The 20,575-nt window shown below is 46.6% G+C and carries 19 protein-coding genes; 8 read left to right on the top strand and 11 right to left on the bottom strand.

The genetic code is table 11. The annotated features are described in order from the left end of the window. Nucleotides 1-89: 89 nt before the first annotated feature. The 4 genes from AZI87_RS15330 (at nt 90) to AZI87_RS15315 (ending at nt 4,446) form a co-directional block, all read left to right on the top strand. A complete protein-coding gene (locus AZI87_RS15330; protein ID WP_063208888.1) occupies nt 90-1,457 on the top strand; it encodes a hydantoinase/oxoprolinase N-terminal domain-containing protein in 1,368 nt (455 codons plus the stop codon). Then, a complete protein-coding gene (locus AZI87_RS15325; RefSeq protein ID WP_063208886.1) occupies nt 1,454-2,851 on the top strand; it encodes a hydantoinase B/oxoprolinase family protein in 1,398 nt (465 codons plus the stop codon). Before AZI87_RS15330 ends, AZI87_RS15325 begins: the two co-directional genes overlap by 4 nt. 53 nt (nt 2,852-2,904) lie before the next feature. After that, the gene (gene msrA, locus AZI87_RS15320; RefSeq protein ID WP_081112249.1) at nt 2,905-3,483 is read left to right on the top strand and encodes a peptide-methionine (S)-S-oxide reductase MsrA; all 579 of its coding nucleotides are present in this window, start codon (nt 2,905-2,907) and stop codon (nt 3,481-3,483) included. Nucleotides 3,484-3,579: 96 nt separating this feature from the next. Next, nucleotides 3,580-4,446: a substrate-binding periplasmic protein gene (locus tag AZI87_RS15315; protein WP_063208884.1), complete on the top strand. Its 867-nt coding sequence runs from the start codon at nt 3,580-3,582 to the stop codon at nt 4,444-4,446. Here AZI87_RS15315 and ilvA read toward each other — a convergent pair. Beyond that, nucleotides 4,363-5,577, bottom strand: coding sequence for a threonine ammonia-lyase (ilvA, locus tag AZI87_RS15310; RefSeq protein ID WP_063208882.1), 1,215 nt, complete (start codon nt 5,575-5,577; stop codon nt 4,363-4,365). The genes AZI87_RS15315 and ilvA overlap by 84 nt on opposite strands. A gap of 491 nt (nt 5,578-6,068) precedes the next feature. Between ilvA and asnS the strand changes: the two genes are divergently transcribed. The 3 genes from asnS to AZI87_RS15295 all read left to right on the top strand — a co-directional run bounded on the left by asnS (nt 6,069) and on the right by AZI87_RS15295 (nt 9,119). Beyond that, nucleotides 6,069-7,460: an asparagine--tRNA ligase gene (gene asnS, locus AZI87_RS15305; RefSeq protein WP_063208880.1), complete on the top strand. Its 1,392-nt coding sequence runs from the start codon at nt 6,069-6,071 to the stop codon at nt 7,458-7,460. 130 nt (nt 7,461-7,590) lie between these two features. Beyond that, a complete protein-coding gene (locus AZI87_RS15300; protein WP_155722588.1) occupies nt 7,591-8,697 on the top strand; it encodes a hypothetical protein in 1,107 nt (368 codons plus the stop codon). Further along, nucleotides 8,694-9,119, top strand: coding sequence for a hypothetical protein (locus AZI87_RS15295; protein WP_063208876.1), 426 nt, complete (start codon nt 8,694-8,696; stop codon nt 9,117-9,119). The genes AZI87_RS15300 and AZI87_RS15295 overlap by 4 nt, the downstream gene beginning before the upstream one ends. Before the next feature lie 2 nt (nt 9,120-9,121). Here AZI87_RS15295 and tpiA read toward each other — a convergent pair whose 3' ends face one another. The 8 genes from tpiA to tpx all read right to left on the bottom strand — a co-directional run bounded on the left by tpiA (nt 9,122) and on the right by tpx (nt 17,645). Next, on the bottom strand, nt 9,122-9,847 hold the full coding sequence (gene tpiA, locus AZI87_RS15290) for a triose-phosphate isomerase (protein ID WP_063208874.1): 726 nt from the start codon (nt 9,845-9,847) through the stop codon (nt 9,122-9,124). A 9-nt stretch (nt 9,848-9,856) separates the two neighbouring features. Continuing rightward, complete coding sequence (locus AZI87_RS15285) at nt 9,857-10,261, bottom strand: MAPEG family protein (protein ID WP_063208872.1); 405 nt, start codon at nt 10,259-10,261, stop codon at nt 9,857-9,859. 2 nt (nt 10,262-10,263) lie between these two features. Next, a complete protein-coding gene (locus tag AZI87_RS15280; protein ID WP_063208870.1) occupies nt 10,264-11,466 on the bottom strand; it encodes a phosphoglycerate kinase in 1,203 nt (400 codons plus the stop codon). Then, on the bottom strand, nt 11,466-12,473 hold the full coding sequence (gene gap / locus AZI87_RS15275) for a type I glyceraldehyde-3-phosphate dehydrogenase (protein ID WP_063208868.1): 1,008 nt from the start codon (nt 12,471-12,473) through the stop codon (nt 11,466-11,468). Before gap ends, AZI87_RS15280 begins: the two co-directional genes overlap by 1 nt. Nucleotides 12,474-12,589: 116 nt before the next feature. Next, complete coding sequence (locus tag AZI87_RS15270; RefSeq protein ID WP_063208866.1) at nt 12,590-13,570, bottom strand: beta-sandwich domain-containing protein; 981 nt, start codon at nt 13,568-13,570, stop codon at nt 12,590-12,592. Between the two features lie 49 nt (nt 13,571-13,619). Further along, a complete protein-coding gene (locus AZI87_RS15265; RefSeq protein ID WP_063208864.1) occupies nt 13,620-15,047 on the bottom strand; it encodes a beta-sandwich domain-containing protein in 1,428 nt (475 codons plus the stop codon). Nucleotides 15,048-15,283: 236 nt separating this feature from the next. Then, nucleotides 15,284-16,765, bottom strand: a complete 1,482-nt coding sequence (locus AZI87_RS15260) for a beta-sandwich domain-containing protein (protein ID WP_063208862.1) — start codon at nt 16,763-16,765, stop codon at nt 15,284-15,286. A 379-nt stretch (nt 16,766-17,144) separates the two neighbouring features. Continuing rightward, the gene (tpx, locus tag AZI87_RS15255; protein ID WP_063208860.1) at nt 17,145-17,645 is read right to left on the bottom strand and encodes a thiol peroxidase; all 501 of its coding nucleotides are present in this window, start codon (nt 17,643-17,645) and stop codon (nt 17,145-17,147) included. Nucleotides 17,646-17,989: 344 nt separating this feature from the next. On the opposite strand from tpx, the gene AZI87_RS15250 reads away from it, so the two are divergent. Then, on the top strand, nt 17,990-18,844 hold the full coding sequence (locus AZI87_RS15250; protein WP_063208858.1) for a S1 family peptidase: 855 nt from the start codon (nt 17,990-17,992) through the stop codon (nt 18,842-18,844). On the opposite strand, the gene AZI87_RS15245 is transcribed toward AZI87_RS15250, so the two are convergent. Both AZI87_RS15245 and AZI87_RS15240 read right to left on the bottom strand, forming a co-directional pair. After that, nucleotides 18,845-19,615 (bottom strand): TatD family hydrolase, encoded by a 771-nt coding sequence (locus tag AZI87_RS15245; protein ID WP_063208856.1) that lies wholly within the window; start codon nt 19,613-19,615, stop codon nt 18,845-18,847. It abuts the gene before it with no gap. A gap of 14 nt (nt 19,616-19,629) precedes the next feature. After that, complete coding sequence (locus tag AZI87_RS15240; protein ID WP_063209581.1) at nt 19,630-20,574, bottom strand: ATP-binding protein; 945 nt, start codon at nt 20,572-20,574, stop codon at nt 19,630-19,632. Between the last annotated feature and the right edge of the window lies 1 nt (nt 20,575).

The raw sequence follows: 20,575 nt of genomic DNA, 5'->3' as shown, positions 1-20,575 counted from the left end.
GAATCCTTTGCTTACAGACTTTATTTTGGTATACCTGTGCGTCTAGCTTTAACATATTCCAGAGTATTTTCAATAGAGAGCGTTTAAAAATGCAAAACCGTTTCTTGTTAGGGGTGAGCGTTGGTGAGTCCTTCGCTGAGTACTCGCTTCTGTCAGATACAAAACCAGTAGCGCAAAAAAGAGTTTATCTTGCGCGCGAAAGTCTTAAACAAAGCCTGTCCCAATTCGTTAACGACAACGCCGGACAAAAACCCACTCAAGCTTTTGTGAGCTTGCGCCTGCCAAAAAAACTTTTGAGCTACGAGCTCAGTGGAGCGGTGGCGCACATCACGACAGAAGGCTTCGAACACTGGTTGCATCTTTGCGCAAAATCGCCCGAGCAGACCCTGACAAGCAAAGATTTGCTGTTCTCTGTGAAAGAGCGTGTTCTGGCCAATGGCACCGTTGAAATTCCGTTAGATATAAATGACCTTGAACCCGTTGTTGCAAAACTGCAGATGATGGACTGTAAGAAAGTGTGCTTGCACTTCTTACACTCAGCTACTCATCCCGCGAATCTTCAGGTGGCGAAAAACTATCTGCAAGAAAAAGGTTTGGAAGTCTTCACTCCCGAAAATAATGACAACCCTCATGAGGTCAGTCGTTGGAACAAAAACGCGCTGAATGCGACGATCTCCAGCGTCTTTACTGATCGCAAAGCAGAAATCGTCGCCGCATTAGAGGGCGTTCTATCAAAAGAAGAAATTTACTTCCTGAATTCTTCCGGGAAGCTGTTCCAGGAAGATTCTTCGCAAAATGTGAACAGTTTATTTTCTGCAGGGACGGCTTTAGGTCATTACTTTGGCGCTTTAAAAAAAGCCGATGTCTTGTACTTGGGTCTTGAAAGCTTCTTGCTGATTTCAGGTTCTTCCTGGAGTTCTTCTTGGGAAAGCCCTTGGGGCGCCGTCGAAGTGCCTCACTTAAAAACCATTGAGCTGGGCGTGCAGCCGACCTTGGGCATCGCTTTAAACACCTTTGGTCGATTTGATTTTAGTAAAACTCAAGAAGGCTGGGAGCCTGGCCCGATGTTCTTGGGGCGCGGGCAAAAACCTGCGCTTTTAGACTTATGGGCTGAAAATGCGAAGCTAACGAAGCTTCCAGGATTGGAAGATCGCTTTTCCCCGCAAGGCATTCAGCGCTTTAAAAATTCTTTCTTCGCTCTTTCTAAAATCAGCCAAACACGCGACAGCGATATTTCACATCTGACAAAAGAAATGCAAAGTCTGACCTTGCAAAGACTTGCGATGGAAGCCTACTTGAACCGCCAAAGCGAAAAATTGGTTGTGACAGGGCCTTTGGCAACAGTGTTTGCAAATGCATTCAAAAAAGATTCTCACACGTTGATTGAAACAGAAGAGTTCAGCGAGTCCTACGCAACAGCTCTTTGTGGTCACAAGGCTTTGCAGGAGTCATTATGAGTTATCAAATTGAACTTCTTCACTCTCTTTTAAACGACTTCTTGCAAGGTGAAGCGGCACTTTTGACTATTGAAGGCGATGTTTTGGCAGTCAAAGGTCAAGATCCTGTCACTTATGGAACTTTGACGACGGCCGCGAACACGGCCAGCAAATACCTTAAATTGGAAGAAGGCGACATTGCTCTTCTGAATGACCCCTATAGTGGCGGCAGTGTTCTTTGCGATATGACTTTTGTGATGGCTGTGTCTGAGGATCTTTTGTGGGTGACTCGTCAGTCCATCAATAAATCTGTGCGCATCACGAAATCGGTTGAGGAAGAAGGATTGCGTATTCCGCCAACTCCCCTTCGCCAAAAAAATCAGATCAATGAAATGATTCTGTCGGCGATGCAAGCGCATCCCGCCTGCCCGCCTCAGTTTGTCGAATGGATTAAAGAACAAATTAAAACTTTGACGGTAAAAGCTAAAAAATTACATGAAGCCATTGAGCTGACGGGCTTCACGATCACTGGCGAGTTGATCGAAGAATATTTAGAGCTTTCCAAACATGCCGCAGTTCAAAGAATCAGCGAACGAGCGTCTGGGGAAGCCCGTGTCGATATCGTTTTAGACAGCGGTGAGCTATTGCGTATGAATATGGAAATCCACGATGGAAAAATCTCGTTGGATTTCAGCGGCACAACAGCGGCAAAAACCGTGTCGTTAACGGAGTCAGCGACTTATGGAGCTTGCTTCCACGCTTTAAGCCGTTTCTATGGCTTTGATCAATTTGCCAATAGCGGATCGTTTTCAATTTTGCAAATCACGAAGCCTACAGGTTGCTGGCTTGTGGGAAAATACCCGGCACCGACATACAAAGGTATGACTTGTGGTGTAGCGGCGATAAAAACAGCGATGGAACTAACGCTGTCTCAGATCCATCATAAAAATGAAAAGGCTTTATCTAGTCATTGTCCTCTGCACTTCGATCTTCAGCACAAAGAACAGCACGCCCTTTTGACTTTGCCCGGAGGTAAAGGAGCTCGTTCTGATCAAGAAGGTGAAGCTGCACTCATAAAACCATTTTCAATTGAACAAATGGAACGCGATTTTCCAGTGAAAGTTCAGCGCGTGGACTCACGTCACTCTGCCGGCGGAAAAGGAAAACACAACGGCGGGCGTGGCATAATCGTTAAGTTGGAAGTGCGTGACGAAGTTGAAGCCGCTTGGCTGACGGATCTCACGTTGCACCGCCCGCGCATCCCTAAGAATTGCAGTCACGGCGATGCCAGCGAAATGTCTTTGGAACGCGCCGGAGAACACACAGCACTTCCCGTATTGGGACAGCAAAAGTTCCAGGCCGGAGACGTCCTCACATTATGTTCTGGTTCTGGCGGCGGTTTCGGAAAAGAATAGTGTCAATTTACAGGGGCTAGTAAGCCCCTTGTGTTAAGTGCTAAGATAGAAGAATGAAATACTTAATAGCATTTTTATTATTCTTAGGTCTTAGTACATCTTTAGCGAAAACGCAGAAGAAAGGCACTCCTATGGCAACAACTGAAATTTCCTATCTTGCAGGCGGCTGTTTCTGGGGCATGGAAGATTTGATTCGCAAACTTCCTGGAGTTGTAGAAACGGAAGTGGGATATATGGGTGGCGATACTAAAAACGCCACTTATAATATTGTGAAAACCGGCACGACAAACCACGCAGAAACGGTTAAAGTCGTTTTTGATCCAAAAAAATTAAAGTACGAAGATCTTCTTCTGTTCTTCTTTAAAATTCACGACCCAACCACGCTGAATCGTCAAGGCAACGATATTGGAACCCAATATCGTAGTGCAATTTTTTATACTTCAGAGACGCAGCGGGAAGATGCCGAGCGCATCAAAGTCCGCGTGGAAAAATCTGCAGCTTGGGGACAATCTTTGGCAACCCAAATCGTGAAGGCCGGTGAGTTCTGGAAAGCTGAGGAATATCATCAGGATTACCTCGAAAAGAACCCCGCTGGCTACACTTGCCATTTCGAACGCAAAATCCAGTTCTAGTAATATAGGTTACAATTCCGAAAGGCTCCCCTTTTCCTGATGCAACTTGCGAATAGGCAAAGTATTGCTGAAGAGTAAGTAAGGAGGGGGACCCTTATGAACATCACGATTGCTAAGTTTTTTATCATCACGACAATCTTGCTATTTAAGTCTTTGTCATTTGCTGACGTGATTTCTATGCGCTCAGACTATTGGTGCCCTTACGTTTGCGATCCTCGTTCTGAAAAACCTGGCTACATGGTTGAAATTGCTCAACAGATCTTTGAAAAAAAAGGTCACACGGTGGACATGCGTTTAACTAATTGGGTGCGCGCGGTGAAAGACGTACGTGCCAATAAAGCTCAAGTTCTTGTCGGTGCAAGCCGCATGGATGCCCCGGATTTTATTTTTACCCATAACACAATGGGCATTATGAAAAATGCCTACTTCACAAAAAAAGATTCACAGTGGAAGTTCACAGGTCGCAACTCTTTACAGAACATGCGCATCGGCGTGATCAATGGTTACACTTATGGAGATAGCATTGATCAGATGATTCGCAATCGTCATAAGTCTTTCATCCCCTTTTCAGGTGAAAAACCTTTAGAGCAAATGATCCGTATGATTCAAACAAACCGTCTGGACGCCTTCATCGAAAATCCAGTGGCTTTGCACCAAGCTCTTAAAAAATTTGGCGTTGCTGCAGAGAGTTTGAAAGTTGCTGGTTGGGTGGCGTCGCAAGATCCCTATTTGTACATAGGTTTTTCTCCCAATCATCCGCGATCGCGCGAATACGCCGCGATTTTAAACCGCGGAGTGGAAGAACTTCGTCGCAGTGGAGAACTACAACGAATTTTAGATAAATATCATGTGGAAGACTGGGAAAAATCCAAGATCTCTTTAGGAGCCCTTGATGATTTTAGCCCCCGTGTCCTCAAGAGCTCGTTTGATCTTCTCGACATGTTCAATGCTCGAAGTCTCTAAAACGAAATCGATGCGCGTTTCACGCAGTGAAAGACCTTGAGAAACACGGTCGTGGCGCACTTCTAAGATGTTGGCCTTTTGCGCGGCAATAGCTTGAGTCAGACGACTTAAATTGCCTGGCAAGTCATCGACGATCACCGACAATTCACAAAGACGCCCGCGCAGGATTTGCCCGCGGTCGATGATTTTGGAAACGATATTCAAATCAATATTTCCACCACTGATAATCACACAACATTTCTTACCTAAATTCAAAGAACGCGACATCGCCGCTGCCATAGCCGCTGCGCCAGAACCTTCGGCCACAGTCTTCGCACGCTCCATCAGAAACACGATAGCTTCGGCAATTTCGTCATCGCTCACAGTAACGACTTCATCAACGTATTTGGAGATGAAGTTGTCGTACATGACCTGAGAAGGGTTTTTAATCGCAATACCATCCGCGATAGTCGCCGCTCTTTTTTGCGGAGACAATGGTGGCTCTTTTCTGAACATGTTTGCCATGCCCGGCGAACGATCGCTCTGCACACCAATAACGCGGATTTTTGGATTGATGGATTTAACCGCCAAAGAAATACCGCTGATCAAACCACCACCGCCGATAGGAACAATGATGGTGTCTAAGTCAGGAATCCGCTCTAGGATTTCAATACCAATTGTTCCTTGGCCCGCAATCACGAAGGGGTCTTGGTAAGGATGTACGAACGTGTAGCCATTCTCTTTTTCAAGCTTTTGCGCATGCTCGAAGGCTTCGTCATAGATTTCGCCTTTAAGAACAACATTGGCCCCGTAAGCGCGTGTCGCCGAGGCTTTGCTGATCGATGCGTTTTCCGGCATGACGATAGTGGCCTTCACTCCCGCCAATGTCGCAGAGTAAGCCACGCCTTGCGCGTGATTGCCGGCAGAGCTAGCGACAACACCGCGGGCTTTTTCGTCCGCCGTCAGATTTGAAATCTTATTATAGGCGCCCCGGAATTTGAAACTTCCCGTGCGTTGGGTGTTCTCGAATTTGAAGTACACTTCTGAGTTCAGCAATTTGCTGGCGCTCACGGAATGACTGAGTTCAGTAGAACAAATAACATCTTTAATCAGTTCGCGCGCTTTTTGAATATCTGCAAAAGTGACTTTCATTGTGAACTACGACTCCCAATATGCCGTTAACCCCCAGATCGGTGGATACTCTTTGTGTGGCAGAATGGATTCACCATCTCCACGCACACTGGAGTAAAAATTCGACTGGTTAAGGCCCATGGCCCTACTCTCGTCGAAAAAGTAAAACGGTGCAAGATGCTTTCCGCATGACTCACAGGTGGTCACAAGTTCATCTTCGGCGGAGTTCACCCCGCCACAACAATGACAAAGTCGATAATGAATTCTCTGCGCCAACGTACAACTCCTTGATAGATCCTGTCTTAAGGATACGTTTGCCCATTCTGCATAGCAATATGAGGTCTCAATTTAAGCTATTGAAATTACGTCACATTTCTGTAAATTAACTTTTCGCGTCATGACAATAAGAGTCCCTTTCGCAGAAACCCGAAGAAGACCTCGCGAAGCATGAAGAGGCGTTAGACAAGCCCCCGAAAGAACGGTATTTTATGAAACACTGTGAAAGGGCATCCATGGAAACGACTCTCGTAAAATCGCTATTTAGAGACACTGAAAAATACATCGATAAAGAAGTCCATCTGACGGGATGGGTTCGCAAAATTCGCGACCAGAAGAACTTTGGATTTATCGAGCTTAATGATGGCACCTTCTTTAAAGGTGTTCAGGTCGTTTTTGATACAAATCTGTCTAACTTTGAAGACGTTGCCAAACTTTCTATCTCTTCTTCGATCTTGGTCACAGGTAAAGTCGTAAAATCTCAAGGCGCGGGTCAAACTTTTGAAGTGATGGCCAGCAAAGTGGAAGTCGTACAAAAAGCCGACCTCGATTATCCTTTGCAAAACAAACGTCACAGCTTTGAATTCTTGCGCGAGATCGCACATCTTCGCGCGCGCACAAACACATTCTCTGCGGTGTTCCGTGTCCGTTCGGTATTGGCGTACGCGATTCACAAGTTCTTTAACGAACAAGGTTTCGTCTATGTTCATACTCCGATCATCACAGGCTCTGATGCTGAAGGTGCGGGTGAAATGTTCCGTGTAACGACTTTGAAATTGGATAAACCTCCAAGAAAAGAAGACGGCACGATTGATGCGAGCCAAGACTTCTTTGGTAAAGAGACGAACCTGACAGTCAGCGGTCAGCTGAATGGTGAAACTTTCTGTGCGGCTTTCCGTAACATCTACACTTTCGGTCCAACTTTCCGTGCGGAAAATTCAAATACATCTCGTCATGCTGCTGAATTCTGGATGATTGAACCTGAAATTGCATTTGCCGATTTAAGTGCGGATATGGAATTGGGTGAAGCGATGATCAAATACATCATCCGCTACGTGATGGAGCAATGTCCGGAAGAGATGGAGTTCTTCAACCAATTTGTTGAAAAAGGTTTGTTCGATAAGTTGAACAACGTTCTGAACAATGATTTTGGTCGCGTGACTTACACGGAAGCGATTGAGATTTTACAGAAGTCAGGAAAAAAATTCGAGTTCCCTGTTCAATGGGGTATCGACATGCAGTCTGAACACGAAAGATATTTGGCTGAAGAACACTTCAAAAAACCTGTTTTCGTGACGGACTATCCAAAAGACATCAAAGCTTTTTACATGAAGCTGAATGCCGACGGTAAAACTGTTCGCGCGATGGATTTATTGGCACCTGGTATTGGTGAAATTATTGGTGGATCTCAACGTGAAGACAACTTAGAGCTTCTTGAACAGCGCATGAAACAGGTGGGTTTGCATCCGGAAGAATATTCTTTCTATACGGATCTACGCCGCTACGGAAGCTTCCCGCACGCCGGCTTCGGCTTGGGCTTTGAGCGCATGATGATGTACCTCACGGGCATGGGGAACATTCGTGACGTGATTCCGTTCCCGCGCACTCCGAAAAATGCTTTGTTCTAATCTGGCATTTTCCATTTTTTGATTCCAAAAGGCCTCGCAAGAGGCCTTTTTTATTTCCCTTAAGTCCAGTTTACCGTCTCCTAGCCTTTCGTTGATCGTCTGTTCACCGAAAAGAGTTTTAGGAGTCAATTTGAGATTATCTAAACGATTGCTGCACATTCTATTGTCGTTCACGCTTTTCGCGTCGTCTTCGTTCGCGTTTAGACCTGAAGAGCTGCAAGAGCTTGTCTTAACAGGTGATCTTTATGGCCGCTCCTCTGTGGATTTCCGAAAAAAAGCCCGCAACGTTCAATTCTTAGTTCCTGAAGGAACGGAAGGAACTGTTGTTGAAACGCGCAAACTCAGTCGCACCGGCTCTTATGGTATCAAAGTCAAAGTGACAAAGGTCGGCGGTAAGGGCGGTAAAAACGTTCCTAAAGTCGGCGACGAGACTTGGGTTTATTTCTCTCAAAAAGATCCATGGTTGACGTTTAAAGACCGTCAAGGATCTGAAGTGCAAGACCCTGAGTTGGCGTTAACTTCACGCGCGATCAAAGATGGCGCCGGACTTCCTATTGAGGGAACGCAAGCGGTTCCACATCTTCCGACTAAAGAAGAAGTCTTACGTGAACAAAAACCTGAAAAGGCAGAAGATCCCAATTTAGCAAAGAACACGGATCCCCAAAAAACCGAAGGCGATTTCTGTGCAACTTGCACTTCGCAACAAAAAACACCGGCTGAAAAAAATCGCGAAGATTTGAATAAAGTCGGTAAAGCTAAGGTCTCGACGAAACCCGAAGTGCCAGACTCTAAATGGAGCAACTATCCGTCAGTAGCTAGATATTCTACAAGCAAAGAAGTAGAAGCTTCTATTAAGTACGGCATGCGCAATAAAGAGCGTCGCTCGAAAAAACTTTGCTACCGCTATGTGAAGCGCGCCCTTTTAGGCGGCGACTTGGTCGGAGACTATCTTCCGGGATCGAAAGCACGTTATGCGGTCGGAGACCTGAAACGTCGTGGATTCACGAACATGTTGGAAGATTCTCGCTTTAAAAACTTAATCAAGAGCCCTGCGGATGCGCCAAAGGGTGCGATCCTGGTCTACCGAAACACTCGTGATCGCAATCACGCAGGACATGCCGAAATTAAAACAGACTGGGGCCGAAATGGTGGTTACGTGAGTGACTTCTATCGTTCGACAAGTCAGCCTCTTCACAACCGTGAGTTGATCGGTGTGATGATTAAGGAGAGCAAATGAGGACTCTGGTAACTATTCTGCTTTCTTCCCTGCTCTGCTTAACTGTTCATGCTTCCACACTTGAAGATTCTTTAAAGAAACTTCAAGCCTATTCAGCAAAAGACTTTGAAGCGGCCAAAGATGAAACAGCTGTGGGTGAAAAGACTCAAGAAATGTTAAAAACTGTGGAGCAAACAGTTGATACGGCCGTAGCTTCAAAAGAAAAAGTTTCTTCAGACGTCCTTAAGGAACTTGTTCGTGTGTCTGTTCTGACTTTCGAGCACGACCCCTCAGAGGCGGCGTCCGAGATATTACTGCCCCTGTATAAGAAAGAAAAAAAGGCTTTCGAAAAAGCCCTTAAGTCCCTACCTAAAAAAGATGCCAAGGAATTGGAAGAATCTTTGAAGAACGCGTCTCGTGAAGACGACGAAGGCAACGGTTGATTTTAAACCGTTGCGATATCGATGAAGGACTTCGCCTCTAGCGAAGCTCCGCCAACTAAGAATCCATTCACATGAGGTTGCTTAATCAAGCCTGCGGCATTGTCAGGCTTCACGCTGCCACCATAAAGAATCGGGCTTTGTTCAAATCCTAACTTTTGCAAAATGCTGAAAACGTCGGTGTGTGTTTCTGCTACTTGTTCAGGTGTTGCCACTTTGCCTGTACCAATCGCCCAAACAGGTTCATAAGCAATCACCACCGGTTTTGATTTGTCGGCTTTCGCCAAGCCTTGAAGCAATTGCGTTTCACAGACGCGGAATGTGTGCTTGGCTTCACGCTCTTCTAAGGTTTCACCAATACACAACATGGGAATCAGACCTAGGCTTTGCGTAAAAGCGACTTTATCAGCAATCAAGGCATCACTTTCTCCAAAGATCTTACGACGCTCACTGTGCCCGATAAGCACATAAGTGCCGCCCAGTTCCTTCACCACTTGAGCTGAGTTTTCACCCGTGAAAGCTCCTTGAGCCTGGAAGTAGGCGTTCTGCACGCCCCACTTGATATTTGTTCCTTGTAAGCTCGTGCTTGTCGCTTCTAGTGAGATTGCAGAAGGAAAAAACACCACTTCGCCCGTGGCTTTGCTGCTCAATTCTTTAAACTGCGTGAAAAATTCACGCGTTTCTTTGGGAGATTTAAAAAGCTTCCAATTGGCAGCAAAGATTTTTTTCATCGCGGACCTCTATTTAAAAAATTGAACGAACAACATCAACGAAGAACCCAGCATCACGACTCCTGTCAGGGTCATGCCTAAAGTGCGACCGCGACTGACAGAACGTGAACCCCAAAGTCCCCACGCATGTGCTACCCGTGAAAGGATCAAAAGAATCCAGTAAGTGTGAAGAAAGACTGGTGTTGCTTTGTTGATTTCTAGAACAATCAGAATCAATGACAGAAAGGGCACGTATTCACCGAAATTTCCGTGAATACGTATTACCTGTTCCATAATTGAATTTTGCCCCGATCCCAATCCTACACGATGTTTCCAACGATTGCGGATTACGTTCACGGTCAGGGCAAAATACATCAGAACCAAAATGCCCAAATAAGGAAGTGCAAGATGGATCTGAGAAGAAAATAAATTCATAACTATCTTTTCGCTCTTAGGATCTCAAGACCTGGAAGCTTGTCGCCTTGAAGATATTCAAGAGAAGCCCCGCCGCCTGTAGAGATATGAGTCATCTTGTCGGCAAAGCCAGACGCTTCTGCTGCCGCTGCCGAGTCACCGCCACCGACGATTTTAATCGCGTTGCTTTCAGCGATGGCTTGAGCCACACCGAATGTCCCTTTGGCAAAAGCCGGAGTTTCAAAAACCCCCATAGGGCCGTTCCAGAAAATAGTTCCTGCTTCGCGAAGAGCCGTTGAGTAGTTTTGAATTGTCTTAGGACCGATATCTACGGCCAACTCATCATCTGCAATCACAACGTCTTTCGTCGTACGCGCACTCGCCGTGTCGCCAAAAGATTTTGTTGTCACGTGATCTACCGGAAGAAGAATCGTCTTATTACGAGCTTCAATACGCTCGATCATTTCTTTCGCGTATTTCAACTTGTCGTTTTCGACCAAAGATTTACCGACAGAAATGCCTTGCGCTTTCAAGAATGTGTAAGCCATCGCTCCACCGATGATGAAACCGTCAACCACGTCCATCAATCTTTCGATCACAGCGATCTTATCAGAAACTTTAGAACCACCCATCAACGCCAAGTAAGGACGCTTCGGATTTTGCAACAATGAATCCAGCATCGTGATTTCTTTTTCAATCAAGAAGCCAATGCCTTTGTCTTTCATTACGGATGGAAGAGCATGGATTGTCGCGTGTGCACGGTGAGAAGCACCAAACGCATCGTTGATATAGATATCACTGTAGTTGGCGATTTTTTGTGCGAATTCGACAGAGTCTTTCGTCTCCCCTTCTTCAAAACGCACGTTTTCAAGAAGGATCAACTGATTCTTTTTCAAAGATTGCAAAAGATGTTTTGGCGCATCTGAATCTGGATCTTCCACCAAGATCACTTCAGCACTCAAAAGCTCTTGCAAACGTTTTGCTACCGGCTCTAAAGAGAATTCTTTGTCATCTTTTGTTTTTGGACGGCCTAAGTGGGAAGCCATAACAAGCTTCGCCCCTTTTTCCATGCAATACTGAATCGTCGGCAAAGACGCCGTGATACGATTTTCATCCGTGATTTTTCCATTCTCCATTGGAACGTTCAAATCCAAGCGAAGGAAAACAACTTTTCCTTCAAGTTCAAAATCACGAACTGTTTTAATACCTTTAAGACCGTTAGCCATTATAGACCCTTCTTAGCCATGTAGTGCGCAACGTCTACCATGCGGTTTGAGAAGCCTGTTTCGTTGTCATACCAAGAAAGAACTTTCACCATGCGTGGGCCTACAACCATTGTTGAAGCGAGGTCGACGATAGAAGAATGTTTGTTGCCGTTGAAATCTACGCTGACAAGCTCATTGTGCTCGACAGCCAAGATGCCTTTCAAAGCGCCTTGAGAAGCTGCAATCAAAGCTTCGTTGACAGATTCTTTTGTGACGTCTTTTTTAGCAGTGAATGTGAAATCCACCAAAGAAACGTTCGGAGTTGGAACGCGAATAGAAATACCGTCGATACGACCTTTCAACTCTGGCAATACCAAGCCCACGTTTTTCGCAGCACCCGTTGTTGTCGGAATCATGCTGACAGCTGCGGCACGCGCACGACGAAGATCTTTGTGAGGAGCATCCAAAATTTTTTGATCGTTCGTGTAAGAGTGAACCGTCATCATTGTGCCGTGCTCAATACCGAAAGACTCATTCAATACTTTTGCCAAAGGAGCCAAGCAGTTGGTTGTGCAAGAGGCATTAGAAACTACGTGGTGCTTGGAAGGATCGTAAGATTCGTGGTTGATACCGTAAACCATTGTTAGATCCGCGCCTTTTTCTGCAGGACCGGAAACCAACACGCGTTTTGCACCCGCCGTGATGTGTTGCATGAACTCAGGTTTGTCTTTGAATGCGCCTGTGCACTCAAGAACCAAGTCTACTCCCCAGTCTTTCCAAGGAATCTCTGCGGGGTTGCGTGTTTTAGAAACGTGGATTTTTTTGCCGTTCACCACAAGGTCATGGCCAGAAACAGAAACGTCGCCCGGGAAAATACCGTGAGCAGAGTCGTACTTCAAAAGATGCGCATTGCCTTCAATGCTATCCAAAGAGTTAATTCCGACTACTTCAAATTGTTCATAACCTGCACGGAAAAGAACGCGACCGATACGACCAAAACCGTTGATACCAACACGCAATTTAGACATGAGTGAGCTCCTTATTTTTAAACCCACTCACTATCGACTTTTAGAGACAAAAAAGCCAGTCTAGACACTCTTGGTCATAGACTGGCGTCGAGGAAGCTAGTAGCTCCGAATTGGCACTAGTAGCGAGAACCGCTCAGTGACGGATAAGCCTCATTCGAAATGGCTTTTACGATGATATCAGCACTTCCGCCCATAGACTCGGCGCGAATATCGATCACTTGGACGCGGTCATTCAGGTTCAATCTTTCAGAAATGACAGCTCCACCAGAATAGATCGTGCCCGTTTGAGTCAACTGACGGATCTGGATACGGTCGTTTCTGTCAGTGTAAAGAACCGCTTCGTGGATTCTTACGCCAGCAGCCAAGGCGTGAACTTCCACCTGCTCAAGTGTCAATGGTTGTCTTAAAGTCACACGTACCCATTCACCGCCCGAACGACGAGTCACATTCACGATGCGAGTCGAACCTTCATAACGAGCTTGGTATGAAGATGGAGGAGGTGGTGGCATTGGACGTGAAGGAACCTCAGGGTGACGAGGAGGTCTGGAAGGCTCTTGGCGTCCAGGGCCTGGACCATAACCACCGCCGCGACCACCGAAGCGAACTTCAGTTTCACGCACTTCATACCACGAACCATCAGGACGAGAACATGCTACACCGCGAGTTTCTTCTGTGCGGTTGTTCAAATAAATAACAGATGTATATTCACGGCAATACTCGCCCGTGCGGTTGTTGTAACCTTCACGCGTTGTTGTGAAAGAGCCACGCGCACCTGAACGACCGCCGTGACGACGACCATCCCAATCTTCACGCTCACCTAAACGGTTACGAAGAGCACGGCGTTGCGCTTCTTCACAAGCACGACGGTCGGCTTCGTCCATGTCACGACCCAATTTACCACCAATCATCGTACCAGCGATGGCGCCGATGATGATGGCCGCTTTATTTCCATTGCCTTTGCCGATTTGCGTACCAATACCACCACCGATCACACCACCGATGATATTGCCGATGATTTCTTTATTCGCAAACGCGGGGCTAGCGTATTGCACTACGGATACGACTACCAACGAACCAAGAACCAGTTTCTTTTTCATGAAGTCTCCTTCGGGTTATAAATATGTTTTCTGTTAACTCTTAATTTTATTATCTTAAATCATGTAAGTTCACGATGCTCGAACCGGAATAACCACTGAGGTTCACTCGCGCCATTCCATTTGAGTACACCGCCATAACCGTCGCGCGATACGAGCCGGCGTAGATATATGTTCTACCCACGCGGCTATCGCGAACTGAATACGCAATATCTGATGACCGGCTGAAACTCGATCCGCTGTACCCATCCATTTGGAAAGACACCATGCCGTTGTCATAGAACTCTAAAGCACGACCGGGATAGCTGCGGGCGTACAGGATATCAGCACCCGCACACATTGTGCGCTCTCGGTTGCAAGAAGACGCTTTTGCAAAATCTCGAGACTGTACGAAGCTGTTTCCATAACCGCTCATTTTGATTTCAAGCATGCCGTTATCAAAAGCACCGACAACACTTGCGCGGTAAGATTGCGCATAAAGACCGCTATCGCCTTGGCAGATCGTACCTAAGCAAGGTTGCGCTTTTGCGAAATCTGTCATACTGATGACCGACTCACCATAGCCATTCAAACGAACTGCGAGCAAAGCATTAGAGTACGCTTTGATAACAGTTCCTTTGTAACTGCGAGCATAAAGGCCCTCGTCTCCAGAGCAGATTCCTTTCAAGCAACGCAAAGCTTTAGCCAAATCGTTGACGGAAACTTGGGTTTCACCATAACTATTCAGACGTACACGTGCTTGAGAACCATAAATCGCCGTCACAACGCCCGTATAAGATCGCGCATAAAGAATTTCGTCGCCCACGCGAATAACATTGTCTTCATAAACCGGTGGACGATATGGATCGGGACGAGTCGCTCCAGGAGGTGGCGGAGGAGGCGGCACGGAAGGCGTCGAAGGACGTGCCGGCTCAACAGGTTGTGCTATCTGCTCTACAGACACTGTCATTTTTGGAACCGCATCACTCGCGATGGCTGTGATCATTACGTCGGCTTCAGCGGAATAAGACTCTGCCAAGATTTCAATGGCTGCGATGCGCGAGTTTGCCGTCAAATTTTCTGAAGAGGATAAAGATCCTGTCGTCAAAACGTCGGTTTGTGAAAGCTGGCGTACGTCAATCTTTTGACCTTGCTCCGTCACCAAAGAAGTTTTATGAACTTTCACCTTGCTGTTCGTGACTCGCAAATCAAGACGAAGCAAAGTCAAAGCTTGAGAAAGTTTTAAAGTGTGAAGTGTGCCGCCTGACTTACGCGGAATTGAATTCAACGAAGCCGAACCCGCATACTGGGTTTGTACTGGCGCTGTATCGACAGGCTTTTGTTCAACAGGCGTCGTAACAACCGGAGCCTGATCGACAGGGGTTGTGGGAGTGATATCCACATCATCAAAGCCCGGAAGATCATCAATAGTTTGAGCATAAGCAGAGTTCTGCACCACACTTAATGCCGCAAGCATTGTTACAATCAGACGACGGTTCATATAACGCTCCTAGTTTTCTAATCCGAACGGATATTTCCAAGGAACGTGCCTGCGGTTGCGTACGTAAGCTGTCATATATTGCAGCTAAAGTTTCGACAGCTGTCTCAAATTTAGACAGGGACCGTTTTTGGGCGCCTCTCTGATTTGCAATCTTCAAAAACAAAAGGGCTTCGTTCTGCGAAGCCCTTTTGCGATTTCCAAAGATGTATGAATTCCCTGTGAAAAACAATTTTTGACTAATTTCTGAGGCCCGTCAGCTCATGGGCTTTGCGCTCGTAGGTTTTGCCATCGTCGTCATCACGCACTTGGATAATTCCGTTTGCATAGACACGGACGATAGTTCCCGCATAGTACTTGCCTCCCTGGTAGGGACCAGAAACAACGCGTGCACCTTCACAGAGTCCCTTTTTTTGCTCGCAACGAATTCGTTTTGTTACTTGAGAAGCCTTGCGGGCATAGCTCTTACCATCATCATGGTCCCGAATATAGATCACGCCGTTGGAGTAGATGCCGGTAACAACTCCTGAGTAATATCTATTGTTACTGTAAGGTCCCGAAAGAACTTCATTGCCTATACAAAGACCTGATTTTTCGTCACAGCGCACGGATTTCAAAACAACCGCCGGATTGCGATAATACACTTTGCCGTCGTCAGAATCACGAACTGCAATCAATCCGTTTGAGTAACCCGCGACTACGACTCCGTTATAGTATTTGCCGTCATTAAAAGGACCCGAAAGGACGTTATCGCCAGCGCAATGCTTCGAGGGAGCGCATTGAGAACGCAACGCGATTTCACTGATTTTGCGAGTATAGTTTTTCCCATCATCATCATCTGTTACGAAATAAAGTCCGTTGGCGTAAATAGAGCGCACCACGCCGGTATAGTACTTCCCGCTGTAAGGGCCGGATAAAACTTGCGAGCGTTGGCAGATGACTCCCGTTGGGTCACACTGAACTCGTCGAGAAACTGAAGAAAGAGGACGCACATAGGTTTTACTATCGTCATAATCTCGCACTAAAACTTGGCTATTGTTATAGACCTCAACAACAGTACCTGCGTAGTACTTGCCGTCGTTCATCGGCCCCGACAGCACGTCCATTCCTGAGCGCAAGGGGACATTGCCGTGAACGGGCGGCGTCGACGGAACTGGTGGCGCTGGAGGCGTGGGACGCGTGGGCTGTACCGGCGTCGTGATTGTTCGCAGTCTTAATACCGGTACATCTCTATCGGCAATCGCCGTTAGAAGAATACTGGCCTCGGCACCATAGGATTCTGCAACGACTTCGATAGAAGAAATACGATCACTTTGATTTAAGTTTTCAGAAGAAACCACATTCCCCGCTTCAAGAACGGCAGAGTTTTCCAATTGTCTTGCATTCACGCGTGCGCCTGTGTCGGTCACTAACGTCACTCGATGCAATTTCAGTTTCTGAGCTGTCACTCGTAAATCGATACGCACTAAAGACAGCGCCTGTTTCAAGTCCACTGTATAAAGCGTTCCATTCGACTTTCTAGAAATCGCGTTGATGGAAACCGAACCCGCAAGAAGATTTGATGCTTGCGTATTCTGAGTGGGCACTGCCGGGGTCACCACGGGGGCCGTTGTCTGTGTAGTTTCTTCATCGAAACCGGGAAGATCTTCAATACCTGAGGCTTGTGCTAAGTGAGATGTCAGCAAAGACATCGCCATTAACGTTTTTGTAAACGCTTTCATAGTGTTCTCCGACTTGTTTTTTTAAACGTACTAATTTTTAGAGTCGGACCAGTTGCCCCAAGAAATTACAGCCAGCCCAAATTCCGAAGCCGAATATTCCAAAGATCATGCCGTTACGGGAAGTTCCGAAAGTGAGGCAGATTTGTTTAGAAACACCCTGGGTCGTTTAAAACTTCGACAGCAGACAATTCGTGGCGGCGCTGGTGCTCCCTAAGAGAGCAGAGGGATAAATGAGAGGCAAAAAGAAAAGGCCGATTTGTCGTCGGCCTGCAAACATGCTTGTAATACAATTTTTATCAGAACCACGAATAACAAGTCCCGTTCGGTTCTTGATGGTTCGTGGCCTTATTTTACGCCAGGGGCTTAAAGGGTGACCGACCTAAGAAACCACCGCTGCCAAAGCCGCTTCGTAGTTCGGTTCATTCACGATTTCAGATACCTGTTCGCAGTGAAGAACTTTGTTGTCCTCTGATAGAACCACGACGGCTCTAGAAAGAAGCCCCGCCAATGGAGAATCTTCGATTTGCAATCCCCACTCTTTACCAAAACCGCTGCGGAATGACGATACCGTTTCACAGTTCTTAATGCCTTCAGCGCCACAGAAACGCGCCTGAGCAAATGGAAGATCGGCAGAGATATTCAACACAACCGTGTTGTTCAATTTCGCCGCTTCTTGATTGAATTTTCTAACAGACGCCGCACATGTGCCTGTGTCTACGCTTGGAAAAATATTAAGAACTTTCTTTTTGCCTGCGAAATTTGCCAGAGAAACTTCTGATAGATCGTTTTTCACAAGTTTGAAATCTTTTACTGTTGTGCCTTTTGCCGGAAGTTCTCCAGTTGTTTTTACTGGGTTTCCTTTAAGAGTGATGCTTGCCATAATAGCTCCTTAAGTTAGATTGAAAAATGACATAATCACGTTAATCCTGCGTCTATTATCACGCAAGAAGAATGCCTCGCGCTGTCTTACATAGGTACGTTTGACGGGCTGAGCCCTCCTTGATTTTTTCAGAATCGAACAGCAACTATCGAAAATAAGATACGAGGTGGAGACTAAATCTTGACGCATTTGCTTACTGCCGCCGTGGCAGTAGATTTGTCCTCTAAAGACGCATCCCAATTCCGCTGAATAGTTTCACTTGTCTTTAAACACCTTACCTCTTCGTCACCTGAGTTCATACTCTACCTCAGATATTTCTTGGACCCCCATGCAAGGAGATGATCTTGAAAAAGTCACTGATTCTATTCACAGCATCCACGATGCTGATCGCCTGCTCCCCTGATATCAGTTCCCACGACGCTCTGACATCAGCGCCAGGCACATCCGTCATTGGTGGCCAGCCCATCATGGAAAGAACAACCGAAGCTTCGCGCAGTGTGATTCTTGTTGAGATGACAAATCGCTTTGGCCAAGGCTTAGGTTTTTGTACGGGCACATTGATTGGCTCGCACACAGTCTTGACCGCAGGGCATTGTTTCGACAAACAGCGCCTGCCGTCCCTATCCGGCGTGAACATCATTTTCACGACGAAAAAATATTCAATGTATCAACGCTCCCCAACCACTCGCAAAGCTAGCGACTGGGAAATTCATCCCGACTATAACAGCACTAAAAAATTATATGACCATGACATTGCCGTGGTTCGCTTTGAAGGCTCGATACCCGACGGATTTCAGCCGGTGGATTTCGATACCGACAGACGCACCGATTATTCTAATGAAGAAGTCTATGTGTATGGTTACGGACGCTCGAAAGATTATACGGGAAGAAAAAACCAAGACATCTATGCTTATCTTGGTCAGCTTCATCGGGGCATCTTGACGATTGATTCTTCATACCATCGCTCTGACGATCGCTATTGGACTGTCAGCGGTGCCGACACCTCTATCTGCCAAGGAGATTCCGGCGGTCCGCAGTTTTATCATAAAGAGGGCGTGCTAAAAGTTATCGGCGTGAACTCGGCCGTACTTGGTCCCAAGCTCGCCAACGGACAGTATAGCTGTATGGGTGTAACTCAAGCCACGAAAGTCGGCGCGGCTTCAGATTGGATCATCGAAGCCATCGACAAAATGAACTAACTACCATTTTATTTTGGGGAACATCTTCAGAGCATTGATACGCGTTTGCTCGCAAAGCTGTTCTTCTGAAATGCCTTTGAGTTCCGCCACAAATTTTGCCGTGTGAACCACGTAGGCTGGCGTATTCTTTTTTCCGCGCATTGGAATAGGCGCTAAGAAAGGAGCATCGGTTTCAACGTGAATGCGATCCAGTGGCAACATCTTCACCGTCGCACGAAGACTGTCGGCATTTTTGAAAGTGACAACTCCACTGATGGAAATATTCAAACCCACGTCCAAAGCTTGTTTTGCCAACCACTCTGTTCCCGTGAAGCAGTGAACAAGTCCTGTGACTTCGCCTTTAAATTCCTTCAAGATCTCAATCGTGTCTTCTTCCGCATCGCGCGTGTGAATTTCAATCGGAAGTTTCGTGCGTTTCGCGATTTCCAACTGCGCACGGAAAGCTTCTTTCTGCTGTTCACGAGGGGACTGATCATAGTAGTAATCTAAACCGATTTCCCCAATCGCCACCACACAAGGTTCACTGGAATGTTCTTCGATAAAGCGACCCGCTTCTTCGGTATAAACTTTCCCGTCGTGGGGATGAACTCCCAATGTGCAATACACATCAGGATAATATTTGCGGGCGATATCCAAAACGATGGGATGATCACCAGGCTCGGTACCAATAGTGATGATTTTACGAACGCCGGCAGCTTTTGCATTGGCAATTGCAGCTTCGACGCCCTCTTCGAGCATGTTTAAATGAGCGTGAATATCAATCCATTCCATAGGGTCAGTATACCCTAGGGACGATGGGTAATAAAGAACTCTTCCATGACCAACTGAGGATCACGGTTGGCGCCAAAGGACTGCTCTACCTGCAGGGACTTCTGCATTAAAGCCAATAAGAATTCGCGGTTGTATTCGGCCAAGGTCTTAATAATGGGAGCCTGATCCAAATTCGTGATCTGAGTTTTAGCACCTTCTTGAAGATAGATCGCGTCCTTCATAAAGCTGACCCAATAAGAAATCAGACGCTGCCCTTGAGCACGATCTTTGAATTCCGTGCGCCAAGTTTCATTCAAAAGAAAATCCGCATCCGTCAAAAAGAGATTCAGCATCTCAACGGATTTTTGACGAAGCTCTAACTCAGGACCCTCTTGCAACTGTGCGAGCTTCTCGAAACTTCCGCGAGCCGCGCGCAAAGCCCAGGCAGGTGCTTTCACTTTTTTCTGAAGATCTTCGGACGTCAAAGGTTTGAACTGCACAATCCGGGAACGTGAACGAATGGTTTGCATCAAGCCCGCGACACTCGGAGCAATCAAAAAGAAGAAGGTTCCTTCAGGAGGCTCTTCCAAAGTTTTTAACAAGGAGTTTGCGGCCTGCGGATTTAAATTTTGCGCTTGATCGATGATGATCACGCGATTTCCGGAAAGACTTTTAAGACTGAGGAACTCAATCACCTCACGGGCTTGTTCCATCTTGATTTGCGCGCCGGAAGGCTCAATGATCTTAAGACCTTCATGCGTCCCTTGCGCCATACGGAAACAAGATGGACATTTGCCACAACCGCGAGGGCTTTGTGGACAAGCCAGCGCTTGTGCCAAGCCTTTGGCGGTGAGCTTTTTTCCAATGCCGGCAGGTCCGACAAAAAGATACGTCTGCCCGGGCTTTCCCTGTTCAAAGGAAGCCACCAGCTTTGCGATAATATCTTGATGTCCTAAGACGAAATCGAGCAAGCGAGCCATC

The sequence above is a fragment of the Bdellovibrio bacteriovorus genome, from assembly GCF_001592745.1.
Classification (GTDB): domain Bacteria; phylum Bdellovibrionota; class Bdellovibrionia; order Bdellovibrionales; family Bdellovibrionaceae; genus Bdellovibrio; species Bdellovibrio bacteriovorus_B.
Note: the sequence above shows the minus strand (reverse complement) of the source record. Positions and strands in the feature narration are given on the sequence as shown.

What these genes read in the sequence shown, in the direction of transcription:
- AZI87_RS15330 (WP_063208888.1), top strand. Translation starts at nt 90, where the DNA reads ATGCAAAACCGTTTCTTGTTAGGGGTGAGCGTTGGTGAGTCCTTCGCT.
- AZI87_RS15325 (WP_063208886.1), top strand. Translation starts at nt 1,454, where the DNA reads ATGAGTTATCAAATTGAACTTCTTCACTCTCTTTTAAACGACTTCTTG.
- msrA (WP_081112249.1), top strand. Translation starts at nt 2,905, where the DNA reads ATGAAATACTTAATAGCATTTTTATTATTCTTAGGTCTTAGTACATCT.
- AZI87_RS15315 (WP_063208884.1), top strand. Translation starts at nt 3,580, where the DNA reads ATGAACATCACGATTGCTAAGTTTTTTATCATCACGACAATCTTGCTA.
- ilvA (WP_063208882.1), bottom strand. Translation starts at nt 5,577, where the DNA reads ATGAAAGTCACTTTTGCAGATATTCAAAAAGCGCGCGAACTGATTAAA.
- asnS (WP_063208880.1), top strand. Translation starts at nt 6,069, where the DNA reads ATGGAAACGACTCTCGTAAAATCGCTATTTAGAGACACTGAAAAATAC.
- AZI87_RS15295 (WP_063208876.1), top strand. Translation starts at nt 8,694, where the DNA reads ATGAGGACTCTGGTAACTATTCTGCTTTCTTCCCTGCTCTGCTTAACT.
- tpiA (WP_063208874.1), bottom strand. Translation starts at nt 9,847, where the DNA reads ATGAAAAAAATCTTTGCTGCCAATTGGAAGCTTTTTAAATCTCCCAAA.
- AZI87_RS15285 (WP_063208872.1), bottom strand. Translation starts at nt 10,261, where the DNA reads ATGAATTTATTTTCTTCTCAGATCCATCTTGCACTTCCTTATTTGGGC.
- AZI87_RS15280 (WP_063208870.1), bottom strand. Translation starts at nt 11,466, where the DNA reads ATGGCTAACGGTCTTAAAGGTATTAAAACAGTTCGTGATTTTGAACTT.
- gap (WP_063208868.1), bottom strand. Translation starts at nt 12,473, where the DNA reads ATGTCTAAATTGCGTGTTGGTATCAACGGTTTTGGTCGTATCGGTCGC.
- AZI87_RS15270 (WP_063208866.1), bottom strand. Translation starts at nt 13,570, where the DNA reads ATGAAAAAGAAACTGGTTCTTGGTTCGTTGGTAGTCGTATCCGTAGTG.
- AZI87_RS15265 (WP_063208864.1), bottom strand. Translation starts at nt 15,047, where the DNA reads ATGAACCGTCGTCTGATTGTAACAATGCTTGCGGCATTAAGTGTGGTG.
- AZI87_RS15260 (WP_063208862.1), bottom strand. Translation starts at nt 16,765, where the DNA reads ATGAAAGCGTTTACAAAAACGTTAATGGCGATGTCTTTGCTGACATCT.
- tpx (WP_063208860.1), bottom strand. Translation starts at nt 17,645, where the DNA reads ATGGCAAGCATCACTCTTAAAGGAAACCCAGTAAAAACAACTGGAGAA.
- AZI87_RS15245 (WP_063208856.1), bottom strand. Translation starts at nt 19,615, where the DNA reads ATGGAATGGATTGATATTCACGCTCATTTAAACATGCTCGAAGAGGGC.
- AZI87_RS15240 (WP_063209581.1), bottom strand. Translation starts at nt 20,574, where the DNA reads ATGGCTCGCTTGCTCGATTTCGTCTTAGGACATCAAGATATTATCGCA.